Below are 15,046 nucleotides of genomic sequence, written 5' to 3' on the forward strand. Positions count from 1 at the left end.
TGTTGGCGTTGGTGTTGGTGTTGGTGTTGGTGTTGGTGTTGGTGTTGGTGTTGGCGTTGGCGTTGGTGTTGGTGTTGGTGTTGGCGTTGGTGTCGGCGAGCTGGACGCTGTTACTGTGATCTCGTCGATGTTAATGTTCGCGGAGTCCCCGGCATCGTATTTGTAGGTTATCGTATTATTGCCTGCATTTAGCGTAAGCGTCTCTACCTTGGTTCCCCAAGTATCCCAATTCGCCAGATTTGGCAGCGTTGTTTGACGAATCTTTGTGCCATTGACGTAAATGCTGACGGTTCTCGAAGCTCCGTTGGCATTGGCGTATTTCAAAGCGACGTCATAACTACCGGCGGAAGCTACGTTTGCGGTAAAAGCAGCCGATGCCCCTTGCGTCCAGTATCCGTCAACGAAGCCGGTACCGGAGAAGCCCGTATGATCGGTATTTACCTTGGCCCCGCCCGACAAAACGGCGGATTCCGCTTGATATGTACCGGGTGCTGCCGGAGTGCTCGCTCCATAAATTTCGAACTCGGATAACTGGGCTGCCGGCCATCCGGTATTTGCCGTAACATTCAGACGGACGTAACGGGTGCTTGCCGCGGCAAAGTTGATCGTAACCGTGTTGTTCTGAACGGCCGGATCAAACGCGTAATTGGCGGAAGCAACAATGTTCGAAAACGTCGAGCCGTCCGCGCTTCCTTGGACTGCCAGGGTTTGCGTCCGCGCTCCCCAGCCAGCGGGCAGCTTCAGTACAATCTGATCGATGCTTGCAACGGCACCTAGATCAACCTGAATCCATTGCGGGAACGCGTTATTCGCGCTTTCCCAATAAGTAGCCTGATTACTGTCTTTCACGTTGCTTGGCGTGTACGTTTGCGATTGTCCGCTTGCCGTAATGGTCTTGCCAAGGGTTAGATTCGTTCCTCCCGCAGCGGATACGGGTTCTCCAATGGATGCTAACAGGCTTGTGATCAGCAGCGTAGCAATTAACAGCCACGCGATATGCTTGTTGCGCATTCTATTCCTCCTCGAATGATAACTCTGATTGGCCTTTCAATTGGAAGCGATTACAAGTTGTCCCTTAACGGTCCTCCTTTCATTGGCATATCACTAATTATAGGAAGGATAAGGCTATTGGAATAAGATGCAAATCTACGGAAAATGTATGTAATTCCAAGATAATCAAGCCGGATGTTCGGGAATGCGGAGCAACAAAAAAAGCAGTGCATCCATTCGGGACACACTGCTCTGCTTATCACAATGATTAAGCTAATACGATTTGATCGTGTCTAACGCTTACGTGCCAACGGCCGCCTACCAGCATCCCTCCGGAAAAGACTGCTTCGCGGGGAGGTACAGCCGCGATAGCATGCCGGGCATTTAAGGCATTAACCAAAGAAAAGCTTGCGCGGTCTCCAACCTTCGGAAGAAGCGAATCCGATGAGATAAGAGGATAGGTTTGCAGTAGCTGATCGTCCGTAATCCAGCCGAATTTTTCAGCCAGCCTTGAGCCGCGCGCAAGCAAATCTCCGTTGCCGAACGGACTCCACGCATCCAGAATATTGTCCGAACCGACATGAACCCGAACCCCTTCCTGAAGCAGCTGATCTACCCGCGGCATAGGACGGTCGATAGGAACGCTGGTCATAATCGCAACTTGGCTTGCGCTAAGCTTTTGCGCCAGCTCTCGGGATTCGGCTTCACTGACCTGCCCGAGACAATAGGCGTGGCTGACAGCCGTACGACCGCTTTGGCTTGCCTCCAAGGTCAAGTCAGCGAATCGGCTAATCGTATAGGTTCCCAGATGCCCGGGGTCATGCAGATGCAGATCTACGCCGGCATTAAACTCCGTGCCGAGCTCGAACATCGCTTCCAGGCTCGCGTCAACCTGTCCGTCCAGCCCGGCCGGATCAACTCCTCCTACGTAATCCGCTCCTGCCCGAAGCGCTTCTTTCATAATCGATATGGATTGGGACCGCAGCAGGCCCTGTTGCGGAAAAGCTACAATCTCGATAGCCATCCGCCCTCTAAAATGCTCTCTGACCTCCAGGAGATCCTCCAAATGAGAAAGTCCAAGCTTGGGATCAACATCCACATGCGTCCGAATCGCCGTTGTCCCATTCATCAGCAGAAGCTGCAGCAGCCGGTGCGCTCTTTCCGCAGCACGCGTTGGCAGTGCTTCCAGCATGCGAGTTTCGAACTCTAGCTGCCCGGGTAACGTAACAAAAGGCTGCAGCGGCTTCCACGGCTCTCCGAGAAAATGTTTGTCCAGATGGATATGCATATCGGACAAGGCCGGCAGGTAGAGCAGCCCGTCAGCATCCCAGACTCGCGCGAAGTCCGCTGCGGACGGCATCGTTTTACCGCTGGCTTCAATCTCTGCCACGCAGCCTGTCGTCAGGTCCAGAGTCAAGTCATACAACCGGTCTTCGATCTTTACGTTTCGCACTATCGTTTTATTCGCTTCCATCACTGATCACCTTCATCCCTCTCTGGTTGGCTAATGGGCTCCCAAATAAGCTTCAACCATCCGCTCATCCCGGAGCAGCTCGTCGGAATCCCCGTGCATCGCGACCGAGCCTTTATCGATCACGTATCCTCTGCTTGCTAGATTAAGAGCTTTGTGAGCCATCTGCTCGACAAGCAGAATCGATGTCCCTTCCTTCGATAAACCGTAGATCGCTTCAAAAATTTCGTTTACGATAATCGGAGCAAGACCAAGCGAAGGCTCGTCGAGCAGCAGCAGCTTGGGCCTGCTGATCATCGCTCTCGCCAGAACCAGCATCTGCTGCTCCCCGCCGCTTAAGGTGTAAGCAAGCTGCGTCCGCCGCTCATACAGCTTCGGGAACCGGTCAAATAATGGCTCCAGCTCCTTGTTGAACTGCTCCTTTCGGACTGAGCCAATCCGTCGCTTTAAGCCCATCCGCATATTTTCTAGCACCGATAACGTACCGAACACTTCCCTCCCCTCCGGGACAAGCGACACCCCAAGGTTTGCGGTCCGGTTGGCCGGCATCGCGGTAATGTCCTTCCCCTCCAGCAGCACCTTGCCGGAATGCGGCTTCACAAGCCCTAAAATGGTTTGCATAAGCGTTGTCTTGCCGGCGCCGTTCGAGCCGATAATGGCTACAATCTCGCCTTTCTCCACCTCGATATCCACGCCCTTTAACGCTTCAACCGGACCATACCTGACGGATAAGCCATTAACGCTCAGCATCCGCAGCAACCTCCTCTTTGCCTAAATACGCCTGTATGACCCGCGGATCGCTCAGCAGCTGGGCAGGGTTACCCGTCCCAATGACTTTGCCGAAATCCAGAACAGTGACGGTATCGGATACGCGCTGAACAAAATCCATATGATGCTCGATCAGCACGATCGTGAGGCCATAACCGACAAGCCTCTGAAGAAGCTCCTCCAGCTGCTTGATTTCGGCTGCCGTCATGCCGGCCGCCGGCTCGTCGAGCAGCAATACGCTTGGCTCCGTCGCAAGCGCCCTTGCAATCTCCACCATTCGCTGATGACCGTAAGGCAATTGGCTGGCGGACATATGCCGGTTCCCGTCGTAACCAATCAGATCAAGCAACCGATGCGCCTTCTCCTGCAATTCCGCTTCCCTGCGGCGTTGTCCCGGTGTTCGAAGGAAAGCCGCTCCAAGCCCTGTCCTCGCCTTTACGGTCATTCCGGTCATGACATTTTCAAGAACGGTCAGTTCTTTAAACAGCCTGGAATGCTGGAAGGTTCGGGCAATACCTAATCCGGATACCGACGACAGCGAACCGGAGAGAGAAGCTCCATGCAGCTCCATTGCCCCTTGTTCCGGCGTATACAAGCCGGAGATTACATTAAGGAGAGTCGTTTTCCCGGCACCGTTGGGTCCAACAAGGGAATGAATCGTGCCGGCTTTAATCTCAACCGAAACTTCTTTTAAGGCCTGTAGACCGCCGAACGACTTATTAATGCCCTCTAGGCGAAGTGCGGCAGCAGGAAATCCGCCCTTTTTCCTATCGTTCGCGAACAGTAAGCCATGATCAGCCTTACCGCCGCTGCGATCCGCTTCCTGTGAACGCAGCTTTAAGCCAAACCGCGCTTCCAGCCAATCATTCATCGTTCCCATAATCCCTTTCGGGAGAAAATAAAGAACCGCGAACATGATCGTCCCGTACAGCGCCATACGCAGCTTCTCCATCTCCAGCACTTCAGGCAGGAAGACCAGTATAACTGCGCCGATGATGGGCCCAAGCAATCGTCCGGAGCCGCCTAAGATTACGATAAGCACAAGCTGAACCGAGGCCTGGAAATGATACGTATCCGGACTGATAAAGCTGTTCGTATGGGCATACAGCGTACCGGCAAGACCCGCTAGAACGGCGCTGACCGCAAATCCGACGTATTGCGGCTTAAACTTTCGAATACCCAAGGAAGCAGCGGCTATCTCGTTTTCCTTCGTGGCGATCATGGATCTCCCCCAAGCCGATCGCCGTATATTGTAGGCAAGGACAAGAGCCCCAATAGCAACCGCCGCTACGAGCAGATACATGCTCTGCAGATCAAAGGCATAACCGCCAAGCTTTGGCTTAGGAATGCCCGATATGCCAAGCGGCCCGCCGGTAACCCCATCCCACCTGATCAACGCTTCATGCACAACTACCCCGAAGGCGATCGTAATCATGGAGAGATACACGCCGCCCGCTTTAATCGTAGGAATGGCTATCAGGCTGCCGATAATCAGAGAAACCGCAATGCCGGCAAGCGCGGACAGCCAGAAGTTCAATCCGTAATGCGTGCTGGCATATGCCGAGGTATACGCTCCCGCAGCCATCAATCCGGCATGGCCGATGGAGACAATCCCGCAATAGCCGACCAGAATATTCATGCCTACACATGCAATCACATAAATGCCGATTGTAAAAAGCAAGTTCAGCATATAGGCATCAGCCGTCCATGAAGCGGAAGCAATCGCCGCTGCGGCAAGCAGTCCGCCCCATAGAGCTGACCTGCGGAAGATTATATTTTTCCAGGTATCATTCATTTCCGCTTCCCCCTAAGCAAGTCTAACCCTATACCTTGACGACTGTTTTCCTGACGTTAAACAGCCCCATCGGCTTCCAATACAACACGAGAATAACAATGCCGTACACGAACATCTCCCGGAATGCGGTCGAGATATATTGACCGATAAACACCTCGGCGACGCCAAGCAGCAGCCCCGTGCCTACGATTCCCTTGGGATTATTAACGCCGGCCAGAATGGCCACGGAGATGGCTTTTAGACCTAGCGGCAAGCCTACATCGACGGATACGGCATAGTTCGTAGACATTAAAGCCCCGCCAATCCCCGCGAGCAATCCGCTTAATACGTAAGCAACGGCCACGACACGCCCGCTGCTAATGCCCATCATCTCAACGGCTGTCCGGTTATCCGCCGTTGCGCGCAGCCACAAGCCCCAATGCGATTTTTGATAAAACAGGATTAACAACGCGAGCAGCACGCCAACGATAGGGAAGAAAATAAATTCCTTCCAATAGATGCCGGCATCCATAATGCGAAGCATTCCGCTGCCTGCCGGAGAAGGGACAACCCCTTCATCCGGACCATTGAAATAGAGGGCAACGTCTTGGATAATAATGCCGACCGCGATTGTGCTGAGTACCCATTCAATCGAATTCGCACCCTTATCGAACTTGCGTATGGCCAGCCTCTCGATCACGAGATTGAGCAATGCTACCAGCAGGATTGAAGCAGCAAACGCGAGAGGAAACGGCAGCCCCGCATGCTCGGAGAAACCAAACAGCAGGACTCCTCCTACCATGACGAGCTGCCCTTGCGACATATTGAGAGTACCGTTTACGACATAGGTTAAGCTGTAGCCGAGAGCGATAACGGCATAGAGGCAGCCGACCGCAAGACCACTGATGATTAATTGCAAGATAAGCGACATGCTGATCCCTCTTTTCCGCTCTGTTACTGTTTGTCGGATACGACAAGCTTGCCGTCCTTCCACACGGACATCAAATACGAATGAACGTCAATTGCATCATGGTTGTCTTTCGTGAACGCCTGATCCCAATCCTTGATAACCCCGCTGTATTGACCAAGATTGGTTTCCAGCGTGTTTTTGACCGCCTCGCGGTCTTTCTTCAGATTGCCCGTCAGCTCCGTGCGTTCAATGGCCTGGAACAGCATCATCGCGCCGTCATAGCCTTGCGCCGCGGAAGCAAACGTCGTTGGAATATGGCCGAATTTCGCCGTAAAATCCTTCAGGAATGCCGCCGCAGGCTCCCGGGTCTGATCAACGTTAAAGTTGGCTGTCTGAATCGCGTAAGTTCCTTCCGCCAGCTGCTGGCCTACCTCCTGCACGCCTTTGTTGGCCATGCCGTTCTCGCCAACGATCGGAACCTTCCAGCCGAGCTTATCCATCGCTTGAAGCACATAGCCATTGCCGGCTCCTTGCCCGAACAGGTAGATCACTTCGGCTCCCGCTTCCTTCGCGTGATTGACCTGCGCGGTCATATCTTTATCCTTGGCATTGTCGAACGACTCCACGGCTACCGGCTTCAATCCCTTTTCCTCAAGCGCTTTTGTCATCGCCGCAGCGGCGCCTTTGCCGTAACCGCCATTCTCATGAAGAATCGCGATTTTGTCGGTAGCAAAATATTTATTAATGAATTGCAAAGCGTATTGCGCGGTAATGTTCGCGTTCATCCGTACGCCAAAGGTCCAAGGCATGCCGCTTTCTACCGATGCGGGAACATTGGAGGTGGCTACGACAAACGGAAATTTCTCCTCCATAATAATGGGGGATTGCGCCAGCATAACGGTGCTGTAGAAGCCCCCAACTGCTCCAAGCACGCCTTCCTTCTGCCCAAAATCCCTAATAATGCTGATGCCTCGCGTAGGATTCTGCTCGGTGTCGCGAACGACCAGCTCAACGGTTCGGCCATGCAAGCCGCCTTTGGCGTTAATCTGATCAACGGCGATTTGAACCCCCTGGTACAAATTAATCGAGTTCATGGCGTTATCGCCCGTCGCTTCCGTAGACATGCCGATCAGAATCGGTTTATCGCTTTTGTTGCCATCGCCCGAAGCCGCTTTGTTGCCGCCGCAGCCCGCGAGCACCAGTACCATAACCGCCATCCATGCCGCACACCATACTTTCAGGCTATAACGTTTACTCATCTATGTTCCTCTCCTCTATCTTTCATAAAATGGACAATCTCTCTCGATTCTTGTATCCGCGACCTTAACGCCTCTTTTCCATACCGTCCTGGTCTCGGACTTATGCAGCAGTACGTCTCTTTCCGTCCTCTCCCGGAACAACACCATGTCAGCCGGCGCCCCTTCCCGAATCCCGTAGCCCTCGAGGGCTAACACCCGGCTCGCACCTTCCGTAAGCATCCCTAGCAAGCGGCTCGCATCCCTTTCGCCTCCCAAATAAGCGGTAACCGCAAGCAGCCATGCCGTTTCAAGGGGATCCGCTTTGCCGAACGGAGTGAAGGGATTCTGCACGTTGTTCATGCCAATGGCTACATTAACCCCTTTTTCCTGAAGCAGCTTGACGGGCGTCAAACCTCTGCGCGGCTTCTCCTCATCACCCCGTCCATTAATATAAAGGTCGGTTGCCGGCAACGTGATGATATGAATGCCCGCTTCGCTCAGCAGCTCTGCTGCCGCTTCCGCCTCCACTCTCGCAAGAGAACCAAGAGAGGTGACATGCCCGGCGCTGACGCGGCCTTGAAGCCCGTATTGCATGGTCCGCTTGGCAATCTGAACGATCGCGAGATCCTCGGGCTTGTCGGAGAAATCCGCATGGAAATCCAGCGGCTTGTTATACTTGCCCGCGAGCTCAAACACAAACTTCAAATGTTCGTCCAAGTCCGGATCCTGATACGTAATTCCGCCCACAACGTCACAGCCAAGCCGAATAGCTTCTTCCATCAGCTCCGCGGTTCCCGGACTTTTGAATATTCCCTCTTGAGGGAATGCGACCACTTGCAAATCCAGCAGATGCCGTACGGATTGCTTCAGCTCGAGCGCCGATTCAATGGCCGACAATCCTAGAATGGGATCAACCTCCGCATGACAACGCATATGGGTTACGCCATTGCGTACGGCTTCCTTAATCACTTGCAGGGACCGCTCTCTCATATCGCTTCTCGTAAAAATCATTTTCATGTCGGCCGTCATCCTTATCGCTTCCTGAAGCGATTCGGCTTCCTTTTCCATCCGGGTCAACAGATACGCTTTTTCCAGATGGATATGCGGTTCTACCAAACCTGGCAGTAGTACGCCGCCTTCCCCATTTACAACGGCATTCGCCGTCCATTCCTTTGCAGCCCCGCTGTTCTCCACATAAACGACTTTGCCGTCTGCTACTCCTACATCCTTCAATGGATGATGACCCATTACTCTGACATTCGATATGATTTGTTCAAGCATTGCAGCCCCCTCCATGTCATGTTTCTTGACTTCATTTAAGCTAAATTCAGAATAGCCGTTCCTATACGGAAAGTCATTGGCTGCATCAACTAAAAAATTATAAGAAAATTGGATGAATGATCCAAATATTGATTTACACCCGCCCAATTACATGTTACATTTCATGACACAAAACTCTTTTTGAAAAGGAAGGGATCCCATTGCTGCTAAGCGAGCTGCTTGCCAACGACATTTACAAGTATGCACGAGTTATTGCCGGGTTTAACGGACTTACCCGCAAGGTTCAAACCGTCAATATTATGGATGCCCCCGATATTATCCGGTTTCTGCGCCCTGGCGAGCTTTTATTGACCAACGGTTTTTTCATGAAGCAGACACCCGGCATGTTTATGGAGCTGATGCGGGATATGCAGCGTATGGAATGCTCGGGCATGGCTGTCAAGACGGAACGCTTCAAGCTCCATGTCCCCGAGGAAGCGCTTCTCGAAGCCGAGCGGCTGCAGTTCCCGATTATCGAAATCTCGGCAGTAGAGCTGTCTTTAGGCGAGATTTTGCAAAGATCCACAAGTCTGATCATGAATAACAAGAATGAAGAGCTGCAATATGCCTTGCATATCCATAAGCAGTTCTCCGAAATGATCATGAAAGGCAAAGGCATTACAGGTATTGTTGATGCTTTGACCAAGCTGCTTTCCTCTCCCATTCTGCTTCTTAACGGAAAACTGCAGCCCATTGCGGAATCCAGGCTCGGTTACGCATCTCTTATGCCTGACTTGGCAGCGGCAGCGGATGCCATTCTCGATGGAGCAGCCATACCGTCGTCCCCAACTTCCTTCTGTCTCCTTGACGTTTCGCTTCGCAATCGCTGCAACGTGCTGCTGTATCCGGTTCACACCTACCGCCACGAAGGTTATTTACTCTCCTTCCATTCCGGAGAGAAAATGTCCAATTTGTACGGTTTAACCTTGGAACAAGCTTCCAATGTCATCGGCATGGAGCTGACAAAAGCACAAGCGGTGAAGGAACGCTCGCGCCGTTACAAAAACGAATTTTTCTCCGATCTGATTGACGGCTACATCACCTCCGAGCAGGAAGCTATTCATCGAGGAAAGAAATACGGAATAAAAGCAAACGGAGCTTGGGTCATGCTTGCGGCTCGCCGGGATGGGGCAGGTTGGGGAAACGGTCAGAGGGATAGTCAAACAGAGCGGCAGGATGAACGGAACGTATCCGAGCGTGATGAGCATTACGAGAGGATTAAGCGGCATTTTTCCGCTATCGGGCAGTCCTTTGTGATGTTTACAAAAAACGATTCATTTGGACTTCTGCTGCATCTTTCCGATTCAGGCTGGGATGAATCCTTCTTCCTCCAGCAACTGGCCCGCCTGTCCGACCGACTATACGAGGAGATCGGATTAAGCTTGTCCATAGGTATCGGCAAGCCTGCAACAAATGCGCTTGGAATCAAGCACTCCTATGAGGAAGCTATCAAGGCTCTCCAATACGGCTACCGCTTGAAGCGAACCAAGTTCGTGCAATCCTACCAGTCGAAGGATATCGGTTATTTGTTCCACATGCTGCCGCATGACGAACTGAAGCAATTTTACGAGGAGACTTTTTACGGTATCAGACATACGGAAGAGCAGGAGCGGAAAGAGCTGCTTCGGACGCTTAGCGCCTTCTACGACACGCAATGCCAGCTGATGGAGACCTCAAAGCTGCTATTCGTGCACCGCAATACCGTCGTGTACCGGCTGGATAAATGCGAGAAGCTGCTTGGGGTTAAGCTGAAGGATCCCATTGAAAGCTTAAGGCTGAGAATTGCTCTTTCCATAGAACCGCTTCTGAGTGGAGACGGCTCCGTTTCTTTGTCGAGGTAACAAAAAAAGCCAAAAAAAAATAAAGAGGGACGCATGTTGATCATGCGTCCCTCTCCTGTGGCAGAGCCCTAGTTAACCGTAATGCCATCCACCGTTATCGTTGCTTTATCCGCATACCAGACTCTATACTCGAGATTCTGGTTCAGCGTCTTGTTGAAGGACAACGTGAAATCCTGGTATTGATTCGCCGATGCGAACTGCTGCCGCGTAATCTTCGCTTGTTTCACGACGGTTTTTGTTGCCGCATCCCAAACATCGATAACAGCCACTACGTCTTTGTCGGTCGTGTTGTTATCGATTTTCATTCGATAAGCAATCGTATGCTTCCCCATTGGAACATTCGTATCATTCGGACCGTTCAGCATATATCCCGTTCCATCGAGCGATGGCGTAGCTTGCCAGCCATCTCCGCTGGCACGTCCGACTTCATGCCCGACCACAGCACCTTCTGCTTCATACTTGCCGATTCTTTTTGATACCGTCACCTTATCAATACTGATTGTCGCTTTATCCTTGTAATAAGCCTTGAATTCCAGGCTGCTTCCGGACGGATTGTTAAAGGAAAGGTTGAAGTCCTGATACGCATTGTTAGCTTTGAACTGATTGCGGGACACATCAACCGAAGCAAGGGTATGCCCGGTTGCGTTATCGCGAACTTCAAGCGTAACGACGTTATCGTTGGTGCCCGCGTTGGAATCGATCTTCATTTTGAAGGTCGCCGTATTGCTGCCTGCAGGAATGGTATTGTCGGCATTGCCGGACAGCATGTAGCCTGCATCATCCGCGCTTACGCTAGCCGACCAGTCGCTGCCGCTCGCTGATCCTGTTTCATGCGAGAAGGCGGTTTCCGCTTCGTATTGCTTAACGACCGCAGACGGATCGATAGGCAGCTGGTTGTTTTCGCGCATTAATTGGAAATAAGTATCCGGTCTGACAAAAACGATATTGCTATTGCTGCTAAAGTTATTTACCGCATTGACGATCATCTGGTAATTAACATCCCACGGATTGGATTGGATGCTGACAAAACGAGGTGCCGTTCCATCCCAGCCGGCAATCGCGTGATTAATCTCGGAAATAATCGTTGCTTCGGAGTAACAATAAGTCGCGCTTAGCCCCTGCGTTGGCAGCGAGTTACCGTAGATCGTAATCGGACTGCCGGCGTTTTGACCCGTTAAGCCTAACAAGGACGGCGCGTATTGGGCAAAGCTTTCCCCTACGTTTGGATTAATGCCGCCGGTAATGGTATTCCAGATTGTAGCTACCTTTAATCCCGCGCGATTCATGTAATCGTTCGATAAAGCAACAAATTTATTCAGATAGGTTTGATTCGCCCATGCATTCGGATAAGTATAGCCGAACCCGGACGGCCCTGCTATAAGCGCGTCATTTGGCGTAGCGGAATCATACAAATAATTCAACACGCCAGGCATCGCATCGAGCATAGCCGGCGATACCGTCCACCCAAGCGGTACGGCTCCGCGGTTAGGCGAATCCCAAATTTTCTTGAAGCGGTGTTCCATATACTGCAGGTTATCGCCGTCGCTCAAAATGAGCGAGACATAAATTTTGTTCTGAAGAGGCGGTTTATTCGGCACCGGCTTCACGTTAACCGTTCTTGAAGTACCGCCAAATACTGTCAGGTTGGAAGACCAGTCGCTGGCAATCGTTGAAATGCCATACTCGGAAGCGGCTTGAACGCCAATCGCTTCATCCGGCCACCAGCCCATGTACACCCCGCTGCCGGCAGGCATATCGGAGAAGAAGCTTTGCAGGAGGGTCTTCTCTGCCGGGACGGAAGGATTCAGCCAGATGACTGCCGCGCCGGTTGCCGTTGCATAATCGCGCAGCGCGCCTTTAATTCCGGGACTTAATCCGATAATGAGATTATGGGACAACGAGGACCAATAATGATCGTGCAAATATTGATAGACTTCAAGCTTTGTGCTGAAATCCCCGCGCAAATCATCTAGGATCGGCAGATTGTACGGCGCGGAAGTCAGCTTGCCGACCAAGCTTGGCGGCGCAACAATGGCTCCGGATTGCGCAGCGATTGTCGTAGCCAGGTTTAACGTATCGGGCAAGGCATCGTCATAAACGACGATTCCGTTAATCTCGCTGGCATATTTGGTAATTAAGGACCAGTTGTCCGCTACATCCGTATGTCCCAATCCCAAATCATTCAACCATTTATCTTTTCCGTCTTCGTTTCTCACGTTGTCATCATACGTATAGATTCTCGGCTGCGTTTTATTGACAAGCCCCTTGAGAGTTGTAAACAAGACCGTTTCATCCGATTTTCCTTGCTGTATGGAGCCTACGGCATCTACTTTGGTGTAAGCCCGGCCGTACCAATACACCCTGAATTCCAACTCATGTCCGGTGGTCGGGTTATTGTAGTTGAGCGTAAACCGCTCGTAAGTGCCTACCTTCGTCCATTGCTTCCGGGTAATGTCGCGGCTTGCCAATACCTGACCCGTCGTATTGTCTCTGACATCAACCGTAACAATGAGATCATCATTAGCCGTATTGTTATCAATAATCATATCGTAATAAGCCTGGTTATCTCCTGCCGGAATATCCTTAGCGTACGGTCCGTAAACCATATGCTTATTTGGAGCATCGATGGAGGTTTGCGCCAGCCAGCCATTGCTTTCCGGACGACCGGTGCCATGGCCGATTCCGTTCCCTTCCGCCTCGTATCTATACTCCGTTACCAAATTCATAACGTCGAGCGTAGAAGCCGGCGCCGAGAAAGACGGCAGGATCTGTTCGGAAGGCCAGCTTAATCCGGCTGCCTCCGCTTTGGGAAGCCCCACGAATGGAGAAGATGCAGCCATTATAACGGTTGCAAGCAAGACTGCACCAAATTTCTTATTCCATTTCATCTTTAGTCTCCTTTTTCCTCTTAAAATGATTGGGTTTAACTTTTATGCAAACCAGTTGCGATTTCTTCCCTCCTACCACCTGCCTTCACCCTGACGTGAGATGTACTGACCTAAAAACGCAAATAAGCACCCCACAATCATGCCAAATGTGCCTGAATATGTAAGCGCTTATCTCGTTGAAGATTATATCACCCATATTATATATATTCAATATATCTTATTGCGTAATTCTTTCACAACCTTTAGACATGGTTTATATTGAGAGACAAGACTAATTTCGATTTTAAGCAATCGCAATTGAAGGGGGTACAAGCTTGAAGCAGGCATCAACCATTATGGTGCAAGGCACGGCATCAGACGTAGGAAAAAGCGTGCTGACTACGGCATTATGCCGCATCTTCGTGCAAGACGGATGGAAAACAGCGCCTTTCAAATCGCAAAACATGGCGCTTAACTCCTATGTAACGCTTGACGGCAAGGAGATTGGCAGAGCGCAAGGCGTTCAAGCGGAAGCTTGCGGCATCGCGGCGACAACCGATATGAATCCGATCCTAATCAAGCCTACCGGAGAGATGAAGGCGCAGATCGTCGTACACGGCAAGCCGCTGGAAGAAATGAGCGCCTGGCGATACCGCGAGGAGTATATTCCTTTGGCCGAAGGTATTGTTAGAGACGCATTGGACCACCTACGCGGGGAACATGATATTATCGTGCTGGAAGGCGCGGGAAGCCCCGCCGAGATTAATCTGAAGGACCGGGATATCGTCAATATGCGCATGGCCAAATGGGCCGATGCCCCTGTCGTGCTGGTTGCGGATATTGATCGTGGCGGCGTCTTCGCTTCCATTGTCGGAACGATGGAGCTCTTGGAAGAAGACGAGCGAAGCCGGGTAAAAGGATTTATTATCAATAAATTTCGAGGCGACATCAGCCTGCTGCAATCCGGCTTGAATTGGCTCGAAGAACGTACGGGAATTCCCGTGTTAGGGGTTATCCCCTATATGCCAAGGCTCGATATTGAAGCGGAGGATTCGGTTGTGCTGGAGAAGCGGACGGAGCAAACCGGGACTGGAGACTTGGATGTCTCGGTCATTCGGCTGCCCCGCATTTCGAATTTCACCGACTTTGATCCGCTGGAGGCAGAGCCGGATGTCCTGGTCCGTTATGTTGAGAGCCTAGATCAATTAGGGCAACCTGACGTTATCCTTATTCCGGGCTCGAAGAACACGATGGAAGACCTTCTCTTTCTGAAGAAAACCGGACTCGCGGAAGCCATCGCCAATCATGCCGCAAGCGGATGTTACATTGGCGGGATATGCGGAGGCTATCAGATGCTTGGACAAAAGCTGTACGATCCGCATCAAGTCGAATCCTCAATCGGCGAATCGAAAGGATTAGGGTTTCTACCGCTCTCTACAACCTTTTATACCCATAAACGAACGGAACGAGTCAGCGGCAATGTTTCCTGCGGGCATTCCGCTTGGACTGACATGCAAGGTCTTGCCATTGAAGGTTACGAGATTCATATGGGGCAGACCACTCCCCTCGCGCCGGTTCTTCCCCTTTTGTCCATTAACGGACAGGATGAGGGCAGCATTTCGGAGGAAGGCCGAATTTTCGGCACGTATGTACACGGCATTTTTCATAACGACGCCTTCCGTCGGCAATATCTGAATAAAGTACGCGCACGAAAAAACCTAGCTCCAATCGAAGAGATACTCCCCTTCCGCAGCAAACAGCTTGAAGCCTTTGACCGGCTGGCCGGGCATGTCCGCGCTCATTTGGATATGGAGAAGGTTTATAGCATTTTGCACAAGCAGTAACCATAAGAAAAGCCTCAGCGCAA

At 51.5% G+C, this 15,046-nt stretch carries 10 protein-coding genes; 2 read left to right on the top strand and 8 right to left on the bottom strand.

Annotation, left to right across the window (positions count from 1 at the left end):
* The 7 genes from PGL01S_RS07865 to PGL01S_RS07895 form a co-directional block, all read right to left on the bottom strand.
* On the bottom strand, positions 1–1,011 hold a 1,011-nt coding region (locus PGL01S_RS07865; protein WP_127493203.1), incomplete at its 3' end, for a discoidin domain-containing protein.
* Positions 1,012–1,258: 247 nt separating this feature from the next.
* Positions 1,259–2,464, bottom strand: coding sequence for an amidohydrolase family protein (locus PGL01S_RS07870; protein ID WP_127493205.1), 1,206 nt, complete (start codon positions 2,462–2,464; stop codon positions 1,259–1,261).
* Positions 2,465–2,494: 30 nt separating this feature from the next.
* On the bottom strand, positions 2,495–3,211 hold the full coding sequence (locus PGL01S_RS07875; protein ID WP_218032360.1) for an ABC transporter ATP-binding protein: 717 nt from the start codon (positions 3,209–3,211) through the stop codon (positions 2,495–2,497).
* Positions 3,198–5,024, bottom strand: a complete 1,827-nt coding sequence (locus tag PGL01S_RS07880; protein ID WP_127493208.1) for a branched-chain amino acid ABC transporter ATP-binding protein/permease — start codon at positions 5,022–5,024, stop codon at positions 3,198–3,200. Before PGL01S_RS07880 ends, PGL01S_RS07875 begins: the two co-directional genes overlap by 14 nt.
* 28 nt (positions 5,025–5,052) lie before the next feature.
* Positions 5,053–5,934 (bottom strand): branched-chain amino acid ABC transporter permease, encoded by an 882-nt coding sequence (locus PGL01S_RS07885; RefSeq protein ID WP_127493211.1) that lies wholly within the window; start codon positions 5,932–5,934, stop codon positions 5,053–5,055.
* Between the two features lie 23 nt (positions 5,935–5,957).
* The gene (locus tag PGL01S_RS07890; RefSeq protein WP_127493213.1) at positions 5,958–7,172 is read right to left on the bottom strand and encodes an ABC transporter substrate-binding protein; all 1,215 of its coding nucleotides are present in this window, start codon (positions 7,170–7,172) and stop codon (positions 5,958–5,960) included.
* 15 nt (positions 7,173–7,187) lie between these two features.
* Complete coding sequence (locus PGL01S_RS07895; protein ID WP_127493215.1) at positions 7,188–8,432, bottom strand: amidohydrolase family protein; 1,245 nt, start codon at positions 8,430–8,432, stop codon at positions 7,188–7,190.
* Positions 8,433–8,632: 200 nt separating this feature from the next.
* Between PGL01S_RS07895 and PGL01S_RS07900 the strand changes: the two genes are divergently transcribed.
* Positions 8,633–10,312: a PucR family transcriptional regulator gene (locus PGL01S_RS07900; protein ID WP_127493217.1), complete on the top strand. Its 1,680-nt coding sequence runs from the start codon at positions 8,633–8,635 to the stop codon at positions 10,310–10,312.
* A gap of 68 nt (positions 10,313–10,380) precedes the next feature.
* On the opposite strand, the gene PGL01S_RS07905 is transcribed toward PGL01S_RS07900, so the two are convergent.
* Positions 10,381–13,200, bottom strand: a complete 2,820-nt coding sequence (locus PGL01S_RS07905) for a GxGYxYP domain-containing protein (RefSeq protein ID WP_127493219.1) — start codon at positions 13,198–13,200, stop codon at positions 10,381–10,383.
* Positions 13,201–13,514: 314 nt separating this feature from the next.
* On the opposite strand from PGL01S_RS07905, the gene PGL01S_RS07910 reads away from it, so the two are divergent.
* Positions 13,515–15,023 (top strand): cobyric acid synthase, encoded by a 1,509-nt coding sequence (locus PGL01S_RS07910; RefSeq protein ID WP_127493221.1) that lies wholly within the window; start codon positions 13,515–13,517, stop codon positions 15,021–15,023.
* Positions 15,024–15,046 lie beyond the last annotated feature (23 nt).

Origin of the sequence: Paenibacillus glycanilyticus NBRC 16618 (genome assembly GCF_004000805.1) — a bacterium.
Taxonomy (GTDB): Bacteria; Bacillota; Bacilli; order Paenibacillales; family Paenibacillaceae; genus Pristimantibacillus; species Pristimantibacillus glycanilyticus.